Source organism: Leptospira perdikensis, assembly GCF_004769575.1.
Taxonomy (GTDB): Bacteria; Spirochaetota; Leptospiria; order Leptospirales; family Leptospiraceae; genus Leptospira_A; species Leptospira_A perdikensis.
In genome coordinates this window covers 238,641-262,375 of record NZ_RQGA01000003.1, presented here as the reverse complement: position 1 = coordinate 262,375, position 23,735 = coordinate 238,641, and the positions used below count along the sequence as shown (strand labels likewise).

The window sequence follows — 23,735 nt, the reverse complement described above, 5'->3', positions numbered from 1 at the left end:
GAGAATCATATATGAATTCATACGAAGTTAAATTCAATCAAGTCATCGATGAATATAAAAACCTATTTGGCAAATCTGCCTTTGTAACCATACCCTTTGAGAATAATCAAAAATCACAAAAAAACGTTCGGCTCTTTAATTGGTTTAAAACAACAAAAAACAAAAAAATAGATTTCTATGATCGATTCGGTGATATTGAAGAAGATAATGTTCTAGATAAATACATTATCGATAATGGAGATGATCAAATTTTTGCACCGGAACTACGTGAAGGAGTTGTTCCTTTTGCTTACATCATCGATGACTGGGCCACAGGTAACGACTACCAAGTAGAAGGTATTTTAATGATCGATCTTCGAGAATCAAAACATCCAGTTCTCATTGCCGAAGTTGATGGTACCATTGATGGACAAACTCCATTTCAAAATGTGAGTTTTAAATCATTAAATATCACTTCTGGTAAAATCAAAGTCGATGATTAAGATTTGGTCATTACAAAAGAAATTACATGTAAACTACATCTCATTCTTTCTAAATTTATAATATAAGGAAAAAACGTATGAAAAATCTAAAAACACTACTCATCGGTCTTTTGATTTCTTTATCACCATTATCTGCGGAAGATGATGTTCTTAAAAAAATTAACAACCTCAAATACCAAACAGGTAACGTCACCATTGGAGATAAACTCGCTACGGTCAAAGTTCCAAAAGGATTCAAATTCTTGGATGGGAAACAAAGCCAATTCGTCTTACATGAGGTGTGGGGAAATCCATTAAACGAAGGAATACTTGGAATGCTTTTTAAAGCCGACCAATCACCTATCAGTGACAATTTTACTTATGCCATTACCTATTCTTTTTCAGAGGATGGATATGTAAGTGATTCTGATGCCAATGAAATTAATTATGATGATCTTTTAAAATCGATGAAAGAAGATATTTCTGAAGGAAATGAAGATCGCAAAAAAGATGGTTATCCTGGATTAGAATTAGTTGGTTGGGCCAATAAACCTTTTTACGATGCAAATACGAAAAAACTTCATTGGGCAAAGGAAATCAAATTCGAAGGCGACGAAGTAAATACTTTAAATTATAATATTCGTATCCTTGGAAGAAAAGGGATTCTCGAATTGAATGCGATTTCAGACATTCAAAAACTTAAATTAGTTCAAAATGACATTCCAGCGATTATCAGTTCTACAGAATTTAACGATGGGGAAAAATATGCTGACTACTCTCCGGGTATCGATAAACTCGCGGCCTATGGAATTGGTGGACTAATTGCAGGAAAAGTTTTGGCCAAAGCAGGATTGTTTGCTTTGTTACTTAAATTTTGGAAAATCATTGCTATTGGAGCTGTAGCAGCTTTAGGTTTTTTGAAGAAATTTTTCTCTAAAAAATCAAACGATTCTACGGAAGGATAAATCTCATTTAACAACTGCTTACCGTTTGATTTTACGGTAGGCAATATCAAATTCTATAATTAAACCTCTTCATTTTCTATTGAAAGTTGAGTGTGAATCATTTCACCTAACTTAAAATTTTGATTTTTGTTTTTTGATTCCATAATAGCCAGTGCATTGGGAAACCATAGAGCCACCTGATTGGTTGATGGATCCACACGGATCACTTCCCCTTCGAGAGAATTTGGTTTTCCTTTTGGATTAAAAATCTCAATGGGATGTCCACTGGATACAATTTGGCCTTCAGAAATCAAAAATACTCTTTTTGATAATTTAATTACCTCCGTAATCTCATGACTAATCAGAAGGATGGTCATTGCGAATCTATTTTGCAAAGAAAGGATCATCGAATACAATTGGTTTCGAATCCTTTGGTCCAAAGAAGAAAATGGTTCATCCAAAAAAAGGAACTTTGGCTTTTGCACAAGTGTTCTTACTAAGGCGATTCTTTGTTTTTGTCCTCCAGACAACCCTTCGATTCTTTTGTCTAAAAGGTCTTCAATTTCCGCAAATGTTATGAGTTCATTTAAAAACTGTTTGTCTTCATTTCCTTTACGAAAAGCAAACTCTAAATTTTGACGAACATTCATGTTGGCAAGTAATGAAGAATCTTGAAACAAAAAACCAAGAGATCTTGCAACAATAGGTAGATTGATTTTTTTTTCCGAATCAAACCAAATCTGACCATTAACAGTAATGTTACCAACATCTGGTGTCAATAGACCTGATAACATTTTTAAAAGAGTTGTTTTTCCAGCACCTGATTCTCCAAAAAGAGAACTAGTTTGTTCTATAGGAATTTCGCATTGATAATTTAATTTGATAGATTTTGTACTACGAGTAACAAACTTTTTTTGAATATTAATTTTTATCATTCTAAACTCTAATGAACTTAAACATTCTCGGCTAACACCATGGAAACACTTCGTTTATAACGAAAGAGAACCAAAAGAACAATCATAGAAATGACAACCAACACCGAAGCATATATATGTGCAGCATGATAATTCATTGCCTCCACTTCTTCCAAAATTGCAATCGAGGCTACTTTGGTTTTACCGGGGATACTTCCACCAATCATCAATACCACCCCAAACTCACCAATGGTATGAGCAAAAGTTAAAATCATTCCAGCAAGAATTGCTGGTTTACAATTTGGAAGAATCACTCGAAATAAAATTTCGAACTTTGATTTTCCAAGTACCAACGCGGTTTCAATATGAGTTTTCGGAATAGAAGAGAAACCCACTTGTAACGCTTGTAACATAAAAGGTAAACTGAATAGAATCGACCCAACGAGAATGCCAAAAAAACTAAATGCTATTCGGAAATGAAAAACATCTTCGACCCATCCTCCGATCCAATGGTTTGGGCTAAAAACAAGAAGGAGGTAAAACCCAAGCACTGTTGGCGGCAAAACAAGTGGTAAGTTCAGCACGGCTTCCACTATGAAACGGTAACGAAACGAGGAAAAGCTAAGCCAATAACCAATGGGTATAGTGATCAGAGTCAAAACAATGGTTGTGAGAATGGCAAGCTCAAGAGTCAACCATATGGGATCGAAACTGAATATCATAGAATAAAACCCTCGAATGAAAAATTCCTAGTTATGATAATCACCAAATAATTGTTACTTTTCTGGAATCTTATATCCATACTTTAATAGAATTGATTTTGTCTCAGTTGAGAAAAGATAGTCAAATAACTTACTTATGGCTATTTTTTGTTCCTCTGACTTCGGTTCTTTGGATTGAATGACAATCGCTCCTTGGTGAATTGTTGAATACGTTTTAGGATCAACTTGTTGCGAAAAACGAAAGTTATCTTCATTCCCATATAATGCTGAAAAAGAAGTAAAACCAACGTCTGCCGATCCAGTGGAGATGAATTGATTTACCTGAGTGATACTTTCTCCAAATACAAATTTATGTTTTAGTTTTTCGTATAAACCCAATGATTGTAATGCCTCCACTGCTGCTTTTCCATAAGGAGCAGTCCGTGGGTTTGCGATTGCGATGAATTTTATATTTTCGCTTGAAAGAAGTTCTGAAATGGATTTTGTTTTTTCGATTTCTTTTTGAGAAAGGAGAACTAGAACTCCCACCGCATACACCTTTGGCCCTTGTAAACTATATCCATCTTTATAAAGTGCTAAAGGGAAATCCATATCGGCAGAAAGGAATATATCCGCTGGTGCACCATTCTGTATTTGAGTTGTTAGTTGGCCCGATGCGCCGAAAATAAGTTTTACGTTGATTTCTGGATTTTGTTTTAGAAAGGATAAACGGATCTCCTCCATTGGATTTTTAAAATTAGCAGCCACCGCAACAACAATCTCTGTCTCACCTTTTGGAGTTTTAACTGGTACAGGGTTTTCGGCAAAAATTCCAAACACAAAGAGTAAGGAGAATAAAATAGTAATTCTGATGTTTTTCATAACCAATAGATCCTTATCCAGAAATTAGAAAATGGTAGGAATCATGCCATTCTTTTTTAGATGGCAAAGAATCAGAATGGCAAATCAAAAATAGAGAATGGATTCAATGAATCAATACACAGTCTCGAACCGAATGATATTGGAAAATTCCTCTTGTTCAATTTTCTTTGATTAAATGTATTTTTAAATATCATGTTTGGGTAATCGTTTCCAGCCCTAAACATAATATTTAAAAAATTAGTATCAAGTGAAAAATCTAAAGATTCATTTCATGGAACTAAGACCAAATAAATTGCCTTCAGAATCTTCACAGATTGTTACCCAACCGAATTCTCCAATCGAGAACTTTGACCTTACAATTTTACCTCCGTAACCAACAACTCTTGATTCTTCTACGGAACAGTCTTCCACGTTGAAATAAACCATTGTGCCACCAACTCCCGGATTCGAATAGTTTGACTTTACTAAGGCACCTGCTGCACCGTATAACGTCATATCTGCGGGGAAACTCATCATATTAGTTTCTCCTGTTGGATCACCCATTTTTTCCAGTTTTTGATTGAATACACTCTCGTAAAATGCAGTAGCCCGAACTAGATCATTTACATAAATATCAAACCATCCAATTGCATTCATTGTCTTCATAAATATCTCCTTAAACCGTTATCCTAAAATCTTGGAGATACTATAACCGTTAGGATTTAGTCTGTATTGTATAAATCAGACATTAAAACTTTTGAAAAATTCTGCAGGTGTGAATCCTGTAATTTTGCGAAAGGAGTGAATGAAATGAGACTGGTCGGTATATGACTCTAAATAATGTCCTCTGAAAGATTGTTGCAAACGTAAGACTTTGAGAAAGTCATGCGGAGTAAATCCAGTGGTTGTTTTCAGGGTTCGTTGTAATTGACGAGGCGACAAGTTTGCTGAAGCAGCCATATCGGTTACAGTATCAATGACTTCAATATCAGCCAGTATCCTTGCCGTTACGAGATTATTTATCACGATGTTTTTTGTAAGGAGTCGACGAACCAATTCTGATAAAACGAGTTGGCCGGCAGAAAAATCCAATTGAGTTAGTTTTGTTCCTGTTTCCACAAGAGGTAAGGTTCCGCCATAAGGAGTATCTACAAACCCATAAACAATTTCATCACGGTTCCCTTGCCACATACCCGGTAGAAACTGAATGCCAACATAGTGAAATGATTTACCAAGATTCAGCACTACATAGGTCGTTTGTCTTGCTGTTATCGCAGCTATTTTTGGATCGCACAAATTGAATAAAAGATTAATACAAGCATCAGGTAAAACATGTAGACAAAAGTCTTCTGCCAAAACTACTTCTGTTTTTAGCTCCCAAAAACTATGCACTAATCCAACTAAATCACTCGGCGGTTTCGCCTCGCTATATATTACAGATCTTACTGTTTTTTTTATTCCATCTTTGACAGGATCATACATACAAAAAAAACAAAAACAGATTTTCCTAAGTTTTAATTTCTGTTCTGGATCTTTTGAAAGGCCAGACAAGAAGGAACCGTTTCAATTTTTCCTTCTTGTAAATCTTTACAGCTAAACTTTAATATTTGTGTATGACATTCTTTATAAGCCGTTTGTATGGCCAAAGGATCAGCTCCTATCAACTTATAAGCATTACTCTCACGAAATCGTTTTTGGCATTGTGTTTCTTCTAATCTTCCTTCGGTGAACTTTTTTAAGTTCTCAGGGATAGATTTCCATTCTTTATCAGCGCACTCTCTATACTTTGTACAAATCTCTGCTGTTAAACTCAAAGACTCATTCTGCCATTCCAAACTTAGTATGCCTTTTTCTTTTTTACAAGATACAAAAGACATCAATACAATTACAGATAGAAAAACAGGGACTCCCTCCTTCCAGTTTATAGTCGGAGATAAATGAAAAGTTCGAATGTTAACCGCAATTCGTTTAAAAACCAATTCTCCACTAGGAATCATTGCAACGCGTATATTCCCCCAAACGCGCTTAAGATAAGCATTACGTTTATCTACTCGAAAAATCAAATTTAGTATATTCTGTAAGTTCATCCTTTCTCGTAATCTTCCTTTGGTTATTTTGAATTCTCTAATGTTTCTTTTTTACGAATGAGAATTTCGATTCGTTCTTCTTTGGCTTTTTTTTCGGGAGTGTCCGATTCTTTTGCTTTTTGAAATACCGCATAACCTTGGACAGATACTTGTTCCTTAGGTATGCCATATTCATTTACTAATTTTTCAGCAAGCAATGAAGCTCTATGGGAATGATAATCCCATGAATTTTGAAATTTCGATTTATCAATTTGTGATTCATATGGAATTTGTACGCGAACCACTATGTCAATATCCATTCCTTTGGATAAAACAGCTAATTGTTCAAAGGCAAATTTGAGTTCCGGATCTGCTTTCAAAATATCATCCGAGGCCAAATCAGAACCAGCAAAGGTCAATTTGAGTTCTTCTGTTTCGGCAAGACCTAATTTTAACTTAGCTTTTTCTCGTAAGGTTTTCAGAGCAAAACCGATTCGCTCCCAAAGCCGAAACACTTGAGATTTTGGTTCCATCGTATCATCTTCTAAAATTCCAGAACCACCTTCCAAAATAGCTCCAACAGAACTGACATTCAATCCAAAACCTCGTTTGATATCTTTTGCTACTTCTGTTAGGCGGTTGGCATCAACCTTACTTATGGCATAAAGTATTATAAAAAGTCCTAGAAGCAGAGTAATCATATCTGCATAAGTCAACAACCAACGGTCATGGGCTTCTATATGTTCTTCTTCTTTAGATACAAATCTGGAACGTCTTCTCATATTTCCTCTTTGAGGGTCGGGAAGGCTTTATATAAAAATTCCCATTCCATTTTCTTTACCTTCGCATAGAACTCGTCAAATAAATCCTGATTTACTGGTAACGTAGCATAGTATCCTTGCTCCACTTTTTTAAACAAAGGATACACACCAAGTAAACGAGACATCATCGCGGCGGGTTTGATAATATATGCACTTACTGGTTTGTGTGCCAATTCATAGAATTTTTTAAGATTAAAGAGTACAACTTCTAATTGTTTTTTTCGAATCTCTCTTTCATCCAATTCGCAAAAAAGTGCAAAATATTCTTCTTGGTTCATTTCCTTTCCTGGTATCCAGTTTTTCGATAGAAGAAGTTCCGCCATCCGAATGTCCAATTTATCAGTGATGGCATTCAGTTCCATTAAACGTTCAACACTCTCCCTAGTGCCTTCCTTCATCATATTTTTTACTTTATCATAAGTAGTGAAAGCCAGTGTCTCCCATTCTTCCTTTCCATCTAAATTATAAACGGTTTCAAAGAAGAATTTTGCCATCTCGATTGTTTCTTTACGATGAAAAAAATCGTAATAATAAAGATGAAATCGATCCACTTGGATACGAACAATCTCCCTTCTGGCAAGTGTGACTTCTTTCGACAGTTGGTGTTTCATTGACGACTAGTTTGTCGGTGCTCCCAAATGATAGGAAGGAAATCCTTGTTGGTCACGTTCAAAAGGTACAACTGAAAATTGGTTAGGAATCGAAACTATCTCTTGATAGAATTTATAAGTTGAACGAAATAGAATTTTTGGTGTCGCTGATTCTTTTGGTGTATAATAAAATTTCACACCATAACGAAAGTTATTGGCCCATCCTTCCTTTGTTACTTCTAACAACGGATACTCTGCTGGAATTTTTTTGTTGGAGACAACATTATAAACAATATCACCTTTTTTATACAACCGAACACCTTGACCCTCAACTGCCAACCGCACACTACCTGCCTCGGGAAAGGACAAAGAAAGATAACTCAAACTAACATAGTTACCTCGATTCTTTAATTGTAAAGTTACCAAAGATTCTTTCCCAATCTCAAACTTTGGTGTTATTTCCAAAGATACAAAAGATGGAACAGGTTGCATTGGGAGGTTCGCGATCATTTCCCAACCATTAAATACAAATTCTTGTGAATAGTTTGGATTGGTTGGAAATATACGAAAGGATTTGTCTTTAGCGTTGTATTCAAAATCCACTCGTTTACTGCGTTTTAACTCTTCATGTTCTTTCAGTTGGAACCCGTCCCAAATTTTTTTTCCTTTTCTGTATCCCATTGGAACAGAAAATAAACCTAACGGTGGTTCTTCGGCAAGCACTTCAATGAACACGGAATTAAAATTATCACCGGGAAGTTCAGCAACTACAATCCTGCGAAGACAGTCACCAGCAAATGAAACCTTCTCTTTTCCTGGGGCAGATCCTGGAACCCAAGATTTGAGTTTCCCATCATAAAACATCTCTCCCAAATTCTTCAGAAAAAATTCCAACTTCCAAAGAAAGGTCCAACTCGATCCATCTTTACGAAAGGCCGCAAGAACCTCGCTTGTCCCCGATTGGAACAGAACCAAAGTTTCCATTTCCGGATTTTCATCTAAATTGATCTGTTTTTGGCCCAAAATACGAACAGATTGGCCAGTATCACTGCCGTAGACAGCTTGTCGAATTTCTGAATCGGAAGGGACTTCCTTTTGTGAGCAGGATACAAAAGGAACAAGTGCGAAAAGTAAAGTGACTGTAATTCGAAACAAAATGGATAAATTCATAGGAATTCTTTCATTCCATCATACCAAAACTCCAATTCAACCTTTTTTGCTTTTCCTTTCAAACTCCTGTGGTTTACTCGTCTAAGTATTAAGAATTGGGGACGACATTGGTTTCGACTGTTGTTGGCTTGGATTCAGTGGCACGTAGGGGTGAGGGACCTCTTAAAAACCTTCAAAACAATAACTGCAAATAACGAATTTGCTCTAGCAGCTTAATTTTAAGCTCTACGGTTTCACTGGCTGTTTCCTTAGGTGGCCAAGAAACCGACACCTCTCTAAGGACCTTTCGGATTTGTCGCCCGCTTCGAACCGAATTGAACTCTAAGTAGGATAGGAATTAGTCCCCCGTTTGTAGGGTAAGTCTTTCCGAAATTTATTTGCAAACTAAACGTGTAGAAGCTGCATTTGAGGATGATAGGACCCGGGTTCGACTCCCGGCGTCTCCAAAATCTATTTTTAGTATCATAGCTCCACTTTCGTATAACAAATAATTTGCGACGGGAGTCGAACGACTGCGAGAGTAAGAAACAGTAGCGACCCATAGGAAGCGTGAAGCTGTTTCTGTCGAAGGCAGGATGCCTGAGACCTCTCGAGCAGGACGGGTCGGAGGTTGCCTGACCCGGATGGGAAGGCACCGAAGACCGACTCACCGTGCGTCTCCAGATTACGGCAGCGTTCGCCTGGCCCTCCGTGGCCAGAGCTCCCGCGCACGTCCATCCTTGGACGTTGTGCACAACAAACGCCTTCATTGGGTTATCACCTAAAGTATATTAAAATTCTTATCTGTTCCTGGCTTCCTGATAACAGCTAACAAATGGTGTACGATGAGAGTTAAACACTGCAGGAGTAAGAAACCGTTGGGAATTTCTTTTTTTCTATTTGAATTTGATCATTTGATGCGATAGAATTGAGTGATCCATTTTGAAAACATCTTATCAATCGAAATTCAAATCTAGTGTTGTTATAATAGTTGTGATTGGCTTACTCTCTTTCCTTTGTAAACCAGCTTACGAAGAAATTAAAGTAGAGTATCAAGGTAACAAAGGTCAAAACATTACTGCCGTGTATCACAATCCTTCAGATGGGAAAGGTACCTTCTCTGTAACTCTAACAGTTCCCAATGGGCAATCGATTACATTAAATCAAGGTGAGTCAGCCTCAGGAGTTCGTTATACTGATGACAAAACTTTAGTTTGGTGGGCAAAAGGGGATGGCGCATTTATGATGGAACCAGATGGAAAGGGTGATTGGGAGATAATAGATACATTTAAAGAAGTATCTATACCACGAAATCGTTAAATTAAAAATCGACTTCAATTCCTGGATGGTAAACTAATTTATATTATGACAAAGTAATGAGTATCATTTTATCTTTTTTACATTCTTCTCAAATACCAATACTAATCACCTTACCGCATAACCAACTCTCGTAATTTTTTTGCGTCGCGTGCAGGAGAGTTACCAAAAAATCTTGTATATTCTCTGTTGAACTGAGAAGTACTTTCGTAACCAACGTCTAATGCTGCATCGGTGACAGAATAACCACTGTAAGTTAAAAGTTTGCGTGCTTCGAGAAGTCTTAATTGTTTTTGAAATTGAATGGGACTTAGACCAGTGATGGATTTGAACTGCCTATGAAAGGTAGTAATTCCCATACAAGCCTTGTTCGCAAGATATTCAATTTCAAACGAATGAGCAAAGTGTTGTCTAACCCATTGGATGGATTGGTGAATGCTCGATCCTTTTTGATGAGATTGAAACAATTGCCGAAGACGCCATCCCTCAGGACCAATCAACACATGATATAAAATTTCTCTTTCGTATACTGGTGCCAAAACCGCAATGTGTTCAGGAGTTTTCATCAATCGAAGCAATCGTAACCAAACCTCTAAAAATTCCTGAGTCGCAGGGCAGGCAGAAAACTCATTCGTATGATTATTAACAGCAACTGTGTACGGTGTATCCTTTAACAAATCAAGTAATACTTTCTGATCCAACTGAATCGCAACAGATACGTAGGGACGACCATTGGTTGCTTGTCTTACATAACCAGTTGCCGGCATTTCTGTTGGAATTACAAAATAAGCAGGACCTTCCAAATGAACCACTTGTGTGCCAATCGAGATGGTTTTACCACCTTGGACAACTAGACCAATAAGAGGCTCATAAACTGCTGCTAGTTGGTGTTCTGGAACTTCACCCTGAATCATCAACACACGAGGGAGAGCCGTTTTTGTGGGTTCGGTGGTTGCGCTACGACAAAGTTCAGTAATCTCATTCACTATCGTTTGCATATTTCCAATATACCACATATGACTCCTTTAGGCATTTTAAAAAGGCAAAAATTGAATTTATATTGAAATTTTTTGATCAAAAAAATATACATCGGTAGTTTTAGGCAATTATTAGGCAAAATCCGATCTTGTTCTTGGGAGACAATTGGGTTATATTTTCCTTAACTTCACTTGCCCGGGATGAGCCAACTTTGGAAGAAAACCTAACAACCGTTTTTATCCAACAATCAAATCTCATTTCCATTCAAGCAAACAACAGGAGAATTTTATGAAAGTAGCAATCATCACTGGTGGTAGCAATGGTATTGGTAAAGCAACGGCTCTGGAATTAGGTAAACGAGGAATCAGCGTGATTCTCACTTACAATTCGTACAAAGAACGTGCAGAAGAAGTTGTGATTGAAATCGAAAAAAATAAAGGAGTTCATGCTGTGGCACTGAGGTTAAATCTCACAAAAAAAGAAACCTTTGATACATTTCTCGAAGAGGTAAAAAACAAACTCTCTACAATTTGGAATCGAACCAGTTTTGACTTCTTAGTAAATAACGGTGGCATTGGTGGCCCGATGCTCTTTACCGAATTAACAGAAGAGTATTTTGAAAAAATTCTAAATACCAACTACAAAGGCCCTATCTTCTTAACACAAAAATTAGTGGCTCTTATGGAAGATAATGGCGCCATCGTTAACACTTCCAGTTCCTCAAGTTCAAAAGCTTTTGTTGGGTATTCTATTTATGGATCTCTCAAAGCAGCACTTTCCACTTGGACTCGTTATCTTGCCAATGAACTTGCGCCTCGTAAAATTCGTGTTAATGCCGTGTCACCAGGCCCAACACATAGTAATTTTGGAGATGGAGTGTTTGATAAATATCCAGAATACATCAAACCATTAGCAGATCAAACTGCCTTTGGTCGTATTGGTTTACCAGAAGACATTGGAAAAGTCATTGTGAACCTTCTTTCTGATGACTTTGGATGGGTGACTGCACAAGACATTGAAGTATCCGGAGGACATTTACTATAAGATTCTAATAGAAAATGAAACAGCCCTCTATTGCATTAGAGGGCAAGTTGGTTTTGTTAGATAACAAACTTTGATTAACAATGATTCATTTATGGATTTGGATTCGCAATATTAATGGTTCCCAATTTATTTACTGAATATTGTAAATTGGGGTAATCATCACCCATTAACAAATAATTAGATCCACTTCCATCAGTATCACAATAGGTATAATTCAATCCACCGTTGACTGAAAACCTAGCCACATAAGAAAAACCAGTCACACCTGGACGAGCATAAACTTGTGCCATATACTCTGCATCATTAACATTTAGATTGAAATCAGAGACATTGAACCTGGCGTTAGAATAAGTCCACAATGCACTTGTTCGAGGATCAGTCCCCAGCGGTCCAATTCCTATCTGTCCTGAAACAGCAGGGTTTTCTACTGATTTATTAGTAAGACCAGGATAATAAACCCTAGCGTAAATCATCTCCGTCATCCCAGGTACTGGCATAGTGATTGAATGTGGATGTTGTATTAAACAATAGGGAATTTCTCCATTAGCCTCACCGGCGCCATTTTTTGTAACAGTCATCTTTGCTGCTTTCACCAAAGTAAAGTTATGGTATGGAGCATCATTTGTGACTACTACATCCATAAAATATCCATCCAAACTACTAATTGGTGTAAACGTACAATTGAGTGTATATTGGTTAAACCGAACACAAGTTGCTTGGCTGGTTCCATTTGGAGTGGTAATATTCACTTGAGGATTACTACCGAAAAGAGCTTTTATATATATATCAGCAGTAGTTGACGACCCTAAAATATATTCATTCCGGTCAACAGTAATCGAGAAGGTATAAATTTTATAAGTAACTGTAGTTCCAGTAGGGCTTGTTAAAATTAACTCCTTAGCCAATTCATTTTCATTTTGTCCTAAATGGATTGCATCACCACTAACATAGGGAATCGGCGTATAACCTGGATGAATTATAGAAACGGTATTTTCTGTAGTGAATACTGCCGTCGAATCAGGCCCATTGGCTTTGTAGACAGCAATATGTATTGTTTTGTTTACTTCATCAATGACACCCTTTGCACCATATTCAGGAATCTCAAAGGAAGTAAACTTAGGAATCAATTGTCCAATTGTATAATTTCGAACCAATACTCCGGAAAGATTTCCTGCGCGGTCTCTCGCCAAAAATCGATACTCTAATACAGCAGTGTTCGGAGTGATGATAGAACCTGTATACAATTGACCATTCACAATCGAACCTGAAACATCGAAGGAGGGAATGGATCCATTAGAAGTATAAATGATTTCGTGACAGCTCGATTGTAAGTCTGCACATGTAATCGTCAAAGTTTGCGCAGTTGTATAGGTCCCACTATCAACAGAAGCAGAAAGAGTGGGGTTCGTTAAATCCACTGTTAAGTTTACTGTAGTCCCTCCTTTAGTGCCAACCAAATTAGAAACACAAACAGCTATTGTTTTAGAACCTTCAGAACCAAAAGATGTAACTGGAATTTCCGAACTAATCGATTCGTTCGCAGCAACAGTACCAGATACATTTGTTCCTGTAAGTGCAGTCCCCGAAGCACAAGAATTTCCTAATTTTACTTCATAACTACCAGCTTTGTTCGACTTCCAACTAATAGTAGAAGTTTGCCCTGATTTTAAATAGTTAGAAGGCAATACACTATTAATTGTTACTGTGGGAATGACTGTATCTACAGTATAAGTTTCACTATAAACAATGGATTGGTTCCCTGCATTGTCACAACTTTTGATTTTGTATGTAGTCGCTGTTTGATTTGGTGTTGATATGGAAGTAGAATACAATGTTCCATTTGTAATCGAACAATTGGAACCAAAAGAAGGAGTGGAACCATTAGAAGTATAAATTACCTTTGCACAACCTGCACCACCAACATCAGAACAATTTAATACAACTGATTGTATTGTTCCAAAACTTCCTCCAGAAGGAAGGACTGTTACACCTGGAGTTGTATCATCTCTTGTTAATGAAGCCACTCCAAAACCTTTCACTCCACCACTGGTCACACAAACTCGAAGGGCATTGGTTCCCAAATTCAAAGAGGAAGCTAAAATGGAACCCGAATTTTGATTCACATTTGCCGTTACGTTTCCTGAATCAATCGCAGTTCCTGTATTACAATCAGATGCATTTTTTCGAATCGTATAGGTTCCTGTTTTGGAGGAACGCCATGTGAAGTCAGTGGCATTAATAGAACCACTGAGTGTACTAATAAACGGAGAGGTTACAGAACTAATTGTAATGGCAGGAGCAAGAGATGGAACCATCGGATCTTCAAAGTTAGGTGCTCCATCGCCATCAAAATCTGCATTGGGATATGCAGCAGTGATCGGATCCGTTCCTAAAACAGCTACCAATTGATTTAAAAGAGGGCCAAGGACTCCGGCATTGGCCTGATAGTATTCATCGATACTGGAATAACCATAATCTGCATAGTTTGCCAATTCTTCGATCACTCGATCTGCTACATTCGAAACAGATGTGGGATTAGTCATAATTCCACTAGATACCAGCCAAATTTGTATGTTCAGTCCCGCACCAAAAGAAAAATGAACCACTTCCACTTTTAGAGTGTTAGTCGAATAATCGACCGATACCTTCTTCATTTTTTCTAAGGAGGAATCATCTTTAATATAATACATACCAATACTTCGTTCTTCAATTCCTGCTTCGACAAAATTACCTTGTTCATAAGCAACTGAAAGCAGAGCTGGTCTGGAAAAATGTAAACCTTCTGGTTCAAATTTAAATACAGGGGTGGTCGAACCGAATTCAACAGGAATCGATCCGTTAGGTGAAACTTCTCGAGAAATTGTTATGATTTTTGTGTCACTCAAAGCACCGGCAGGAATTTCAAAAGAGAAACTTCCATCTGACGCTCGCAAACTGCCACCAGATGGACCTACTTCAGCAGAGACAGTCCTTACATGATTAGGATTCCCCAAAAATATTCCAAGAATGGCCTGTAATAAAGACTGGTCTTTGTTTTCTTTTTCAGGAAGTAATAACCCAATACAATTAAAAGAGAATACACCTAGCATTAGTACGAGTAATAGTTTTCGATTCATTCAAATAACCTTTTTTCATATTCACGCTTTTTCCTCTTTTGTACACAAATTAGAAGGATTCAGAAATATTGTCAATGGATTTGTTAGGTGCAAATAGACAAACAAAACGTAGATGACCAAAAAAGGGAAAAATAATAAATCCTTCTAACCTCTCATAAATGGAAATAAATCAGAAACAATGATCTCTCCTAGTTTGAGAACATCGTTTTCGACTTTTTTCCGATCTCTGTCTTCTAAAGCTAATGAGGATAACTGATTGATCGAACGATTTAAAGGCAAACGAATGGCGTCGAAGGTGCGACCAGAAATTCCATCGGCCCTTTCATTTCTAAACAAAGAATTTCTAATAAACGAATCTTTAATTTCTTTTTCCAAATACTTTGCCACTACCTGATCTAAATCTTTCTCCTTAACTTCTTTATCATTTTTATCAAAAAAATTAATGATCATATGGGAAAAAATAGGAGATCGCAAATTCAGAAAATTTATTTTTTCTTCCTTTGTCGTTGGATTCAAATGTTTGAAGAGCTCCGGAAAGTATTGGTTTGTGAACCGAACTAAATTGATCACTGAAGATCCATTATTAAAGTTAATCGGTGGAATGATGACATCACTTAAAGAAATGGCAAGCATGGAATAATACCACCAACCCGGTGGACTATCAATGATCACTACATCAAACTTACGATGTAACGGAATCGTAGATCCGGGTTGAGGAATTGTAATTCCTTGTTTCATTAATTTCGAAATCGTTTTTGCCGAACTATTGATTTTTGTAATACTTCCGGAAAGACTCGAGTATTTATTGAGGTTTCCTTTTTTCATTGCTTCATTGGAACTTTCATTTGCTTTTGCCAAAGCCAATACAAGATTTCCATCGCGCATACTCATTGCTTTCTTTTTGTCTTTTTTATCGACCGTTCCTTCTAACCAATCGATCACATCATAAAATTCTCCAGAATCCAAATGAAAGAGCCTGGAAAAATCAGATTGTAATGGATCGAAATCAAGTGCTAAAACCGATTTCTTTTTTACTTTTGCTAAATAGTTTGCCAGTATATAACTGACTGTGGTTTTACCAACACCTCCCTTATTATTATAAGTGGTGAGAATCACTGGTTCGTTTAATTTTTTCTTTATCGTCTTTACGATCTCGTTCGACCAATAAACTACACCTTTTCCACTTTTTAAATTTTTGATATAGATGATGGGAAAAACCATCCCATAATAATTACGAACAACTAAAATCCGTTCTCCATCCGTAAAAATACCAATGGGAATATAACTTTTATTTACATTATCATAAAACGTACGTAAGTATTCTGTGAGTTGTTCAAAATCAGATACAATACCTGTTTCCGGATTGAACTCAGGAAAATCTTTGGTTCCATGGTGTTTGACTTCAACAATCAGACTGAATTTTTGATTGTCACCTAATGCCAGTATATCGGTACGTTTTCTCGTACCTTTTGGCGAATCTTGACGAGTCATGGCATCTTCATGATACCCAAAAAAAGTTTTTAACCAAGGTTTTACAAATTTATCTTCAACAAATGCTTCGTTCCTATCCGATAGAGAATCTATCACCTCATTCCAATCGATTTTTTCTTCTTTATTCTTCACAAGATACTCCGCACCATTTCAAAAACCGATTTAAGAGATATTTTCTTCAAACCTAAGGCGTGCCACTTCTGCTTCTTTTTCCCAACGAAGATTTCGATAAGCTTCCATCCAAGTTTGTTTGTGATATAACTTTCGAAAAATCCATTCCCCAAAATAGAGAATTCCAAAAACAAACGGAGAAAACAACCTTTGTTGGCGTTGGTGAACAAACTCGTGTATGGCGATTCCTTGCCAGTATTTTCTATTTTTGTAATCGATACAAGAACAACTTAAAAAACAAAAACAGAGAAAACTGGCTCCTTCCGCATATAAAATGTGAATAGAACCCAATTTTCCTTGGGGAAGATACACTCGAATCTGGGGGATAAAACAAAAAATCCAAGTCAGGCAAAATAAGATTAAAAAAACAAATACAAAGGTGATTTTACTGCTCCACACATAAGATAACGGATGCAGCATTACAACTTCCTAATGTAGAAGTGAAGACTGAAAGGCTATTTGCCGCAACACCAGCATTACCAGTTCCTGTTCCATCCGTCCAACGATTGCAATGATTATTTGTGCGAGTTGTCCAACCGCCTGTCGCAAGACCAGTTAAGGTATTCGTGAGTACGTTCACATCCACATGTACTAACTGCGAATTGAAGATTCCAAAACTATCTGTAACTGCAAACTTTGTTAAATCTGCAGCTCTAAAATAGGATGTATCTGGCTTTAGGATCCAATCCGTATGTTCAGATACCCCACCACTACAATTGGAAGTTGTACAGGCAATCCGATTCACATCATCCACAAGAAATGCTTTGTATACCGCCCTCGCTGGTTCCGTCGGCTTTTTGGAATCACTCATACAAATCGCATCGGCTCCGATGATTCCCCCACGTGCCCCGTTATAAGTTGTACTCGTGGAAAAAAAACGACAATTGGTGCAAACGGGAACTGCTAATCGGCATGCAGAAGTCTGCCCTGTCAAACAAAGGATTGTTTGGTTTTCTAAATAAGAATCAGTTCCAAAATCACTTGGATTATTGAGTTCTGGCTTTGAGCATTGGATCAAAGTGACAAGTACGAAGAGAAAACCGAAACGCATCCATACATTCTATCCTGATTGACTTTCCAATCAACTAAGAATTCCAATCATTCCGATAGAATTACCCAACTTACGTTTGGAAAGATTTTATTTATCGAAACATTTGATTAATAGAATCAATTGAAGTTTCAATCATTCAAACCAAGATCACTGTTCATAACCAAATATCCATTATGCGAAATTAAAAATAAAAACATAACCCAAAATTTGAATTCGAGTTTGTTATAAGAAGGAAACATTTACCTTCAAAAACTAATCTTGACAATAGAATGAGAATCCATTCAAAATAAACATCGGAAACTTTATGCCATTTGATACCACAATCCAATGCCCTTGGTGCAAAACTCAATATTCCAATTCAAACATAACTAACTGCACCAATTGTGGAGGAACCCTCGAATACTCTTTCAACTCCGACGATCTTGGCTCTGAACCTCCTATGGCTCCAAGAGTCCTTCCAACAAAATTCAAACGAAGGATCAAATACACAGGCAATGTGATGACCCTCATTGGTATCATTTTCACGATCCCATTTTTTTGGACGATTTTATTTCCCATCATTGGGATCTATTGTTGGCGAAGGGGAATTCGAACTGCAAATGATGAACTCATTCCCTTAGAACAAGGAAAGGCCACAGTTGGCGAAATCATAGACATTCGTAAAGACTATACTCAATCTTTAAATGGTAAATCCCCAACGATTGTTGAATTTGTATTCGAAGTAAGTGGAAAAAAATATACAGGAAATGTTGGCAATATTTATGAATCAGTTCATCTAACAAAAAAAGTCGGTGATAAACTTTGGATTGTCTTCATGCCAAAGGAACCAGAAAAAAGTAGTGTTTGGCCCCCAATGGTTTAGCTTTTGGGCGTTCCCAATTCCCTTCTATAAAACCATTTTATTTTTGAAAGGGTCAGGCTCCTCCGGGGTGCGCTAAACGCTCCCGTCCCCAGCCATCTAACGATGGCAGGTGACCAAGCCCTACGTATCCTTAACGCGGTTTTATGGGTATATAAACAAATTCTTCTGAACTAGGATCCTCATTTTTGTATTTGTCACCGAGTACTTCAAAATGTGGTCGATTGTCCAAATCGTATTCGGATTTAGGAAACCATTCTCTAAAAATCCATTGGAAAAACGGGCCGGCTTCACTCGCCAGACCTTTGTAAAGAAATACACTATAAAGTCCGGCTGGAATTTCCAAAACTTCCACTCCTTCCGGCAAATCCATTAGAGAAGAAACTTCTACTCCTGCCCATTTGATAAATTTTCGATTGGGATTAAAATTTTGAAAATAATCGGTCGGATACACTGACAAAGAAATCATTTCTTTGGAAACTCGGTTTTGAATGGAACCAATGGAAGGAACAAAAGATTTCCATAAAGTCGGTGTTAAACTTTCAACCAAAGACATTTCTATTTTTTTACCAACTAAGTATTTTTTCTCTATCGAGGTGATTTTAGAATCCATAACCAATCAATCTTTTTATGACTCCATATTTCAATCAGGATTCTTTACGCAATTTTAACCACAAAATAGAAAGAAATCCAAAGATTAAAACTTTCATGAATTCTTTAAAGAACGAAAGAAAAGAAACATCCTGAAGGTCTCGACGATGTTAACAAAATTCTTGACCAAATCGGAAACGGACCATACAACTTCCGAAATGATCACTCAACCTCAAAAACCCTCTGCTGCCTTTATTGGAGCTTCCTGGCTTTCTCTCGTTATTGGTATGTTTACATTCATCGTAGGAATTTGGAACGCCGACATGATGTTAAACGAAAAAGGTTTTTATATTACAATTTTAATGTACGGATTGTTTTCTGCCGTTTCTTTACAAAAAACGGTAAGAGACCAATTGGAAGGTTTATTTGTTACCGGTATCTATATTGGTTTGTGTTGGTTTTCCGTCGCTTTGACTCTCTCACTACTTTTCATCGGACTCTGGAATGCAACTCTCGCTTTAAGTGAAAAAGGTTTTTTTGGAATTTCATTTGTTCTCAGTTTATTTGCTGCCGTTGCTGTTCAAAAAAACGTCCGTGATTTACGAATGGCCGAAGGAAATATCAAACCAGAACTCTCACCAAAAGACAAAACATAATTGATCGAACGAAATCAAACCGTAAGGCAAACAAATGACATCAAACAAATTCGAACAGTCTCTAACAAACGGTGCCCACAAACAATTACAAAGTTTGATTGGTAATTGGAATGGAAAAACCAAAACTTGGTTTGAAAAAGATGTTTTAGCAGATGAGTCACCCGCTGAGGTCACCATCACGAGTCTGTTTGGTGGCCGATTCATTTCTTTAGATTACCAAAGTAGTTTGGAAGGGAAACCCTTTGTTGGAAAGATGGTCATTGGATTTGATATCCCTTACCAAAGGTTTACAAGTTCTTGGATCGATAGTTTTCACATGGGAACACAAATTATGTTGTCTAGTGGAGAATCAAAAGGAAATGGCTTTTTTATGAATGGTTCCTATGGCAACCCTGAGTATGGTGAAAAACTCTGGGGTTGGAGAACCGAAATTCAGTTCATCAGTAATGACGAATTTTCTCTGACAGCTTTTAATATCTCTCCGGAAGGGGAAGAAGCAAAAGCAACGGAGACATTCTACAAACGAAAGACTTAGAATGAATAAACGATGCGATTCCATATCCAACCACCATCCCGCCAGGGATACGGAGGGCTTGGTCCGAGAAGGCGAAAAGCCTTCCGAGGACGGGAGCGTTTAGCGCACCCCGTAGAAGCCCGGTCGGTTTTCGAACCAATCCAGATTTGGAATCCAATTCGAGGCGGGCAGACCTAAAAAAGTACTTTACAAATTTAAACGAACGGTCGTACTTTTATTTGTGAGTAAAGGTGAGGAAACAAAATCCATAATTCTGGAAAAAGCGGTCCAGGTAGCGAGTGTCCAAGGATTGCAAGGCCTCACTATAGGCACCTTAGCTGATGAATTGGGGATGTCCAAAAGTGGACTTTTTGCCAAGTTTGCCTCCAAAGAAAATCTTCAAATTGAAGTGTTACGAGTGGGAAGTGAACTCTTTCGAAGAAATGTAGTATACCCTTCTCTCAAAACCAAACCAGGGATAGCTAGACTTAAAACTGCATTTCAGATGTGGTTGTCGTGGGCACATACAGATAGTTTACCAGGCGGTTGTTTGTTTTTATCTTCTAGTTCTGAATTTGATGACAGGCCAGGTGTTGTCAGAGATCATTTGAAAAAAACACAACTCAGTTGGCAAAAGACTTTAAAACAATTTGTAGAAGATGCGAAAAACACTTTAGAATTATCTTCCAATACAAATGTAGATAAGATGGTCCAAGATATTTGGGGTCTCATTTTATCTTTTCATTTTTACAACAGACTTTTGGAAGATAAAAATGCCGAAAAAAAAGCCAAACAAAGTTTTAACGAACTTATCAAACGAAATCAGTATGAAGACAGTTGGGACTAACAGAAGTATAAGGATTAAGTTATGGAAACAAATAGCACGATCGTTCGTTCTTTAAATAGAACTTACCCTATTCCGATAGAAGAAAAATGGGCCTTTGCCAGAAGAAAGCCGATGTTTTTTGGTTATGTGGCCGCTCAGTATTTTTTATCAACGCAAAAACAGAAACCATCCCGAAAGGAAATGGATGTGTTGGCACTGGCTGAACAAAAAGAATTCCAAGAAAACGAACATCGCATTCAATACTTTCATTGGAAGGGAGAAGGTAAAACCATCCTTCTCATTCATGGTTGGAATGGAAATACGGGGAACTTTGCAAGGATTGTTCCTGCACTATTGGAAGAAGGTTATAATGTTTTCGGGATCGATTTGCCAGGACATGGATATTCTACTGGAAGGTATTCCAATATTGTTCTTTCGGCAAAGATGGTCCGCAGGCTTGTCCAGGAAATTGGTAATCCTGATATTATCATCACACATTCATTTGGAGGTGCGGTTGCTACCGTAGCACAAGAATTAGGTGTCAGTGCAAACAAACTAGTTTATATTGCACCGCCTTTGCGATTAGAAATATTAAGAAAAACGTTCAGTGAATACTTTCGATTAACGGAAGAAGAACAAGAATCCATGCGAATCCTTTTGGAACGAAAAGTAAAACAACCGTTGAGTAGTTTAGATTTAGGGGCAGCCGGTCCTAAGTTTAGTAACTCTCTGCTTGTTATCCATGATGAAGATGATTTAGAAATTCCATTTTCTATGGGACTTGCTGTTTCGAAAGCATGGAAAAAATCCAAGTTAGTACAAACCAAAGGGCTCGGCCACAAAATGATTTTGCGAACCGAGAGTGTTAAGGAAGAAATTCTAAACTTTTTAAAAGAGGATTAAAAAACTAAAGGAACTTTGGAAGGGAAATTCCAAAGTTCAGACTAAGTTTTGGTTTAACTCTGGCTCATTGATGCCAATTTATTGGCTTCATCTTTGATCATTTCAATATGTTCTTCTAGATCTTTGGAGGCGCGACTGATTTCGTTGACCTCCATTTCTAGTTGAACAATGCCTTTTGATGCTTCTTTTTGACCAAGTAACTGTTCTTTGGTGGACTCTGAAATTTGTTTGGATAGTTCTCGAATTTGTGCCAACTCCACTAAAATTGCAGATAATGTATTTCTTTGTTCCAAATACAATTGATTCATGTTTTGGATGGCCACCAATGTTTGGTTCAATCGATCAATTTGAGATTTTGCTAATTCACCGGTACTTTGTGAAGCATTTCTGGCATTGGTAATGATCTCTTTGGAACTTTTAACAACTACAGCAATTCGTTTTACGTTGTTTTTGGTGAACTCGGCAAGTTTACTCACTTCGTTTGCAACAACCGCGAATCCTTTTCCTACATCACCAGCCCTTGCTGCTTCAATCGATGCATTTAACGCAAGTAAGTTTGTTTTTTCCCCAATTTCGGCGACAATATTATTGATTTCGTTTACTTGATCAAAGGAAGATTGAATGGATTCTAGATGGGCAGCGGTTTGGTCAGCTACTTCTGTAACCGACATACTTTCTTTTTTATTAATCTCAGCAATTTCTACCAAACGTTCACTTTGTACAAGAATTCGATCTACAGTTTCTTTTAGAATTTCTGTATCGGATACCATTCCTTGTACTTTGTTGTTTTGTTCTTCAATCGAAGATCCATTAGATTCAAAGGAACTCGATAATTCAGAAATCACTGCAGTAATCTCTTCTAAGGAAGCCGCTTGAGATTCTAGTTTAATCGAAGTTTGTGAAACAAAATCGCTAAAATTTCTGATCGAACTTTCTAATTTTACAGCTGCGTTAGAAGAAATTTTATTTCGTTCCTTAGATTGACTAAGTAAAAGTTCTGCTTCGTGTGCTTTAATTTCTGCAAGAGAACTAATCTTTGTTAATAATTGAACGAGTAAACTAGCAATATAACCGGCAGTGAAAATAAACACTGGTTTTAATATCTCACCTGTAACACCAATATAACCAGGTTTACTGGAAAGTTCTGGATCAACAGAAAGTTGAAGTCCAGAAATAGTAACAGCACAGTAAAGAGCAACGGCAGATAAAAAAGCACCCAATAGAGAGTTAATCAATACAAATTTGCGATCACCCAAAAATCCTGAATAAATTGCGTTGAAGAAAAAGATAAAATACACAATAGCATTGGCAAGGGCTGCCTCTGCTTCCTTAGCACTTAACGTACAATCCATGATGATGGTTCCCGAAAGAACCAATGTATCGAGTAAGACTAAAAGTTTATGAAACCAAGTTGGAGGATTTGTTTTTTTTTCTAGGATATAAGCAATCGCACAATAAAATCCCATCGTGCAGGTTCCAATCATATGGATCACAAACATCTTTGGTTGGAATTCGTCTTTGGCACCTAACATCGCAAAAACGAATAAAAGAACCAGACCAAACCTGATTCTGTTAATAATGATTTTTCCTTGTTTCCAAAGATCTGCAATCGTTAACACTGAATACCCTCAATTCATTACATCACCAGAACGGCGATTAGGCCAATTTTTTATTGGTTGTATACATCTACGGATCAAAACCGAAGGAAATG

General features: G+C 37.2%; 25 protein-coding genes and 1 other RNA gene. 10 read left to right on the top strand and 16 right to left on the bottom strand.

Translation table 11 applies throughout. From position 1 onward, the window contains the following. Positions 1-11 precede the first annotated feature (11 nt). Both EHQ49_RS02555 and EHQ49_RS02550 read left to right on the top strand, forming a co-directional pair. Complete coding sequence (locus EHQ49_RS02555; protein WP_135576047.1) at positions 12-482, top strand: hypothetical protein; 471 nt, start codon at positions 12-14, stop codon at positions 480-482. Positions 483-559: 77 nt separating this feature from the next. Beyond that, a complete protein-coding gene (locus EHQ49_RS02550) occupies positions 560-1,426 on the top strand; it encodes a DUF2167 domain-containing protein (RefSeq protein ID WP_135576045.1) in 867 nt (288 codons plus the stop codon). 59 nt (positions 1,427-1,485) lie between these two features. On the opposite strand, the gene EHQ49_RS02545 is transcribed toward EHQ49_RS02550, so the two are convergent. From EHQ49_RS02545 to EHQ49_RS02505, 9 genes are all read right to left on the bottom strand, one after another. Then, positions 1,486-2,340 carry an ATP-binding cassette domain-containing protein gene (locus tag EHQ49_RS02545; protein WP_135576043.1) on the bottom strand — a complete coding sequence of 285 codons (855 nt, stop codon included), beginning with the start codon at positions 2,338-2,340 and terminating at the stop codon, positions 1,486-1,488. Positions 2,341-2,357: 17 nt separating this feature from the next. Beyond that, positions 2,358-3,041: a molybdate ABC transporter permease subunit gene (gene modB / locus EHQ49_RS02540; RefSeq protein WP_135576041.1), complete on the bottom strand. Its 684-nt coding sequence runs from the start codon at positions 3,039-3,041 to the stop codon at positions 2,358-2,360. Positions 3,042-3,095: 54 nt separating this feature from the next. Beyond that, positions 3,096-3,902, bottom strand: coding sequence for a molybdate ABC transporter substrate-binding protein (gene modA, locus EHQ49_RS02535; RefSeq protein WP_135576039.1), 807 nt, complete (start codon positions 3,900-3,902; stop codon positions 3,096-3,098). Between the two features lie 264 nt (positions 3,903-4,166). Then, positions 4,167-4,547 carry a VOC family protein gene (locus EHQ49_RS02530; protein ID WP_135576037.1) on the bottom strand — a complete coding sequence of 127 codons (381 nt, stop codon included), beginning with the start codon at positions 4,545-4,547 and terminating at the stop codon, positions 4,167-4,169. A 75-nt stretch (positions 4,548-4,622) separates the two neighbouring features. Further along, positions 4,623-5,363 carry a helix-turn-helix domain-containing protein gene (locus EHQ49_RS02525; RefSeq protein ID WP_135576035.1) on the bottom strand — a complete coding sequence of 247 codons (741 nt, stop codon included), beginning with the start codon at positions 5,361-5,363 and terminating at the stop codon, positions 4,623-4,625. Between the two features lie 32 nt (positions 5,364-5,395). Then, positions 5,396-5,878, bottom strand: a complete 483-nt coding sequence (locus EHQ49_RS02520) for an LA_2478/LA_2722/LA_4182 family protein (RefSeq protein WP_244241309.1) — start codon at positions 5,876-5,878, stop codon at positions 5,396-5,398. Positions 5,879-5,991: 113 nt separating this feature from the next. Next, positions 5,992-6,729 (bottom strand): flagellar motor protein MotB, encoded by a 738-nt coding sequence (locus EHQ49_RS02515; protein WP_135576033.1) that lies wholly within the window; start codon positions 6,727-6,729, stop codon positions 5,992-5,994. Continuing rightward, positions 6,726-7,379: an FFLEELY motif protein gene (locus EHQ49_RS02510; RefSeq protein ID WP_135576031.1), complete on the bottom strand. Its 654-nt coding sequence runs from the start codon at positions 7,377-7,379 to the stop codon at positions 6,726-6,728. The genes EHQ49_RS02515 and EHQ49_RS02510 overlap by 4 nt, the downstream gene beginning before the upstream one ends. 6 nt (positions 7,380-7,385) lie before the next feature. Next, positions 7,386-8,528 (bottom strand): LIC13341 family surface-exposed protein, encoded by a 1,143-nt coding sequence (locus EHQ49_RS02505; RefSeq protein ID WP_135576029.1) that lies wholly within the window; start codon positions 8,526-8,528, stop codon positions 7,386-7,388. Positions 8,529-8,625: 97 nt separating this feature from the next. Between EHQ49_RS02505 and ssrA the strand changes: the two genes are divergently transcribed. Both ssrA and EHQ49_RS02495 read left to right on the top strand, forming a co-directional pair. Further along, positions 8,626-8,977, top strand: a transfer-messenger RNA (tmRNA) gene (gene ssrA, locus EHQ49_RS02500). A 472-nt stretch (positions 8,978-9,449) separates the two neighbouring features. After that, positions 9,450-9,827, top strand: coding sequence for an MliC family protein (locus tag EHQ49_RS02495; RefSeq protein ID WP_135576027.1), 378 nt, complete (start codon positions 9,450-9,452; stop codon positions 9,825-9,827). 110 nt (positions 9,828-9,937) lie between these two features. On the opposite strand, the gene EHQ49_RS02490 is transcribed toward EHQ49_RS02495, so the two are convergent. Further along, positions 9,938-10,822, bottom strand: coding sequence for an AraC family transcriptional regulator (locus EHQ49_RS02490; protein WP_135577693.1), 885 nt, complete (start codon positions 10,820-10,822; stop codon positions 9,938-9,940). A gap of 268 nt (positions 10,823-11,090) precedes the next feature. On the opposite strand from EHQ49_RS02490, the gene EHQ49_RS02485 reads away from it, so the two are divergent. After that, positions 11,091-11,846, top strand: coding sequence for an SDR family NAD(P)-dependent oxidoreductase (locus tag EHQ49_RS02485; RefSeq protein WP_135576025.1), 756 nt, complete (start codon positions 11,091-11,093; stop codon positions 11,844-11,846). A gap of 89 nt (positions 11,847-11,935) precedes the next feature. Here EHQ49_RS02485 and EHQ49_RS02480 read toward each other — a convergent pair whose 3' ends face one another. The 4 genes from EHQ49_RS02480 to EHQ49_RS02465 form a co-directional block, all read right to left on the bottom strand. Then, positions 11,936-14,962 carry a chitobiase/beta-hexosaminidase C-terminal domain-containing protein gene (locus EHQ49_RS02480; RefSeq protein WP_135576023.1) on the bottom strand — a complete coding sequence of 1,009 codons (3,027 nt, stop codon included), beginning with the start codon at positions 14,960-14,962 and terminating at the stop codon, positions 11,936-11,938. A gap of 144 nt (positions 14,963-15,106) precedes the next feature. Further along, positions 15,107-16,585 (bottom strand): ParA family protein, encoded by a 1,479-nt coding sequence (locus EHQ49_RS02475; RefSeq protein WP_135576021.1) that lies wholly within the window; start codon positions 16,583-16,585, stop codon positions 15,107-15,109. Between the two features lie 30 nt (positions 16,586-16,615). After that, complete coding sequence (locus EHQ49_RS02470; RefSeq protein WP_244241308.1) at positions 16,616-16,915, bottom strand: hypothetical protein; 300 nt, start codon at positions 16,913-16,915, stop codon at positions 16,616-16,618. Positions 16,916-17,009: 94 nt separating this feature from the next. Further along, entirely contained in the window at positions 17,010-17,675 is a 666-nt protein-coding gene (locus EHQ49_RS02465) for a DUF1554 domain-containing protein (RefSeq protein ID WP_135576019.1), read from the bottom strand. Between the two features lie 304 nt (positions 17,676-17,979). Between EHQ49_RS02465 and EHQ49_RS02460 the strand changes: the two genes are divergently transcribed. Next, positions 17,980-18,537, top strand: a complete 558-nt coding sequence (locus EHQ49_RS02460) for a hypothetical protein (RefSeq protein ID WP_135576017.1) — start codon at positions 17,980-17,982, stop codon at positions 18,535-18,537. Between the two features lie 130 nt (positions 18,538-18,667). Here EHQ49_RS02460 and EHQ49_RS02455 read toward each other — a convergent pair whose 3' ends face one another. Further along, positions 18,668-19,147, bottom strand: coding sequence for a GyrI-like domain-containing protein (locus EHQ49_RS02455; RefSeq protein ID WP_135576015.1), 480 nt, complete (start codon positions 19,145-19,147; stop codon positions 18,668-18,670). A 145-nt stretch (positions 19,148-19,292) separates the two neighbouring features. Between EHQ49_RS02455 and yiaA the strand changes: the two genes are divergently transcribed. The 4 genes from yiaA to EHQ49_RS02435 all read left to right on the top strand — a co-directional run bounded on the left by yiaA (position 19,293) and on the right by EHQ49_RS02435 (position 22,024). After that, positions 19,293-19,781: an inner membrane protein YiaA gene (yiaA, locus tag EHQ49_RS02450; protein ID WP_244241307.1), complete on the top strand. Its 489-nt coding sequence runs from the start codon at positions 19,293-19,295 to the stop codon at positions 19,779-19,781. 34 nt (positions 19,782-19,815) lie between these two features. Next, positions 19,816-20,316, top strand: a complete 501-nt coding sequence (locus EHQ49_RS02445) for a DUF1579 domain-containing protein (protein WP_135576013.1) — start codon at positions 19,816-19,818, stop codon at positions 20,314-20,316. Positions 20,317-20,536: 220 nt separating this feature from the next. Next, on the top strand, positions 20,537-21,142 hold the full coding sequence (locus EHQ49_RS02440) for a TetR/AcrR family transcriptional regulator (RefSeq protein WP_135576011.1): 606 nt from the start codon (positions 20,537-20,539) through the stop codon (positions 21,140-21,142). A 21-nt stretch (positions 21,143-21,163) separates the two neighbouring features. Then, the gene (locus EHQ49_RS02435) at positions 21,164-22,024 is read left to right on the top strand and encodes an alpha/beta hydrolase (RefSeq protein ID WP_135576009.1); all 861 of its coding nucleotides are present in this window, start codon (positions 21,164-21,166) and stop codon (positions 22,022-22,024) included. A 53-nt stretch (positions 22,025-22,077) separates the two neighbouring features. Here EHQ49_RS02435 and EHQ49_RS02430 read toward each other — a convergent pair whose 3' ends face one another. After that, complete coding sequence (locus EHQ49_RS02430) at positions 22,078-23,643, bottom strand: methyl-accepting chemotaxis protein (RefSeq protein WP_135576007.1); 1,566 nt, start codon at positions 23,641-23,643, stop codon at positions 22,078-22,080. Between the last annotated feature and the right edge of the window lie 92 nt (positions 23,644-23,735).